Source organism: Luteibacter sp. P4_E6, assembly GCF_056401535.1.
In genome coordinates, this window is the sequence record NZ_JBFUJE010000841.1 from 1 (window position 1) to 1,180 (window position 1,180).

Consider the following 1,180-nt stretch of genomic DNA (forward strand, 5'->3'; position numbering starts at 1 on the left):
GCATACAGGCTCGGACGTCCCACACCCATGCCTTCGACGAGATCTTCGATCGTGACGCCGTCGTAACCCTTCGATCGAAACACCCGGGTCGCCTTATCCAGAGCGTCCCTCTCGTCGAAGCTTCGCGGACGGCCCCGCGGTTTGGCGGCATTTTGAAACATTTAGTTAGAAAATCCTTGACCGCCATCTTGGGTCCATATAATTTAACTAAACAGTTCGAAAATGACAAGGCGGTCACCTGTCTTGCGGGGTCTGTCGACCTTTCTCATCACCACGGAACCGTCCATGGAACATTCGATCGCTCTTGTCACCGGGGCTAGCTCCGGGCTCGGTCACGCCGCCGCCCGTTTGCTCGCCGCCGAGGGCTACCGGCAGGTCATCGTTACCGGGCGCCGTTTGCCGCGGATCCAGGAAACGGCCGGTCAGCTCGCGTCGGAGACCAAAACGCAGGTCTTCACGCCACTGGAGCTGGAACTGGACGCGCCGGCCAGCGTTCAGTCCGCCCTCGACTCGCTCGTCAAGCAAGATCGGCCGATCGATTTCCTGCTGCTCAATGCCGGGATGGTTCCTGGCAAGGCGCGCGTGCTTACGGCGGCGGGCATCGAGGCGTCTCAGGCCCCGCTGATCGGCCATCATCAACTGACTATCGGGTTACTCCGCGCCAAGCTGCTGAGCCCCAACGCGCGGATCGTTATCGCCAGTGCGGAGCCTGCCCGAGGGGGAGTGCCCCTGTTCAACTACACCGACGCGCCCGCCTTCGCGGCCAAATACTTCCGGGGCAACCAACCCGCCGCTATTGAAGCCGTTATTCGCAACGGCCCGCACGTGAAGTACGCGCCCAACAATGCGTATGCCGACGCGAAGCTCAATGTCGCTTGGTGGGCCGCGGCGCTGGCACGCCGGCTACCTTCCGGCATGGCCGTCTACGCGGTTTCCCCCGGTGCGTCGAACGCCACCAACGTGGCTAGAAACGCTGGCCCCTTGTTGAAGTATCTGATGATTCCCATCGTGAATCTCATTCCCGGCATGAATCAGACGCCGGAGACTGCGGCCCGTCGCTACATCCAAGCGTCGGGATTCGGAACCGACGTCTCAGGGCAATTCTTCGCCTCGGCTCCAGGAAAATTCTCAGGCCCGATGGAGGCGCAGCGCCAGCCTCACCTCCACGATGGCGCCAATC

At 61.9% G+C, this 1,180-nt stretch carries 2 protein-coding genes; one reads left to right on the top strand and one right to left on the bottom strand.

Annotated elements, in window-relative coordinates:
* Positions 1-161: helix-turn-helix domain-containing protein (locus AC1DT2_RS23975; RefSeq protein WP_477299200.1), on the bottom strand; the 161-nt coding region annotated here is incomplete at its 3' end.
* A gap of 124 nt (positions 162-285) precedes the next feature.
* Between AC1DT2_RS23975 and AC1DT2_RS23980 the strand changes: the two genes are divergently transcribed.
* Positions 286-1,180: SDR family NAD(P)-dependent oxidoreductase (locus AC1DT2_RS23980; RefSeq protein ID WP_477299198.1), on the top strand; the 895-nt coding region annotated here is incomplete at its 3' end.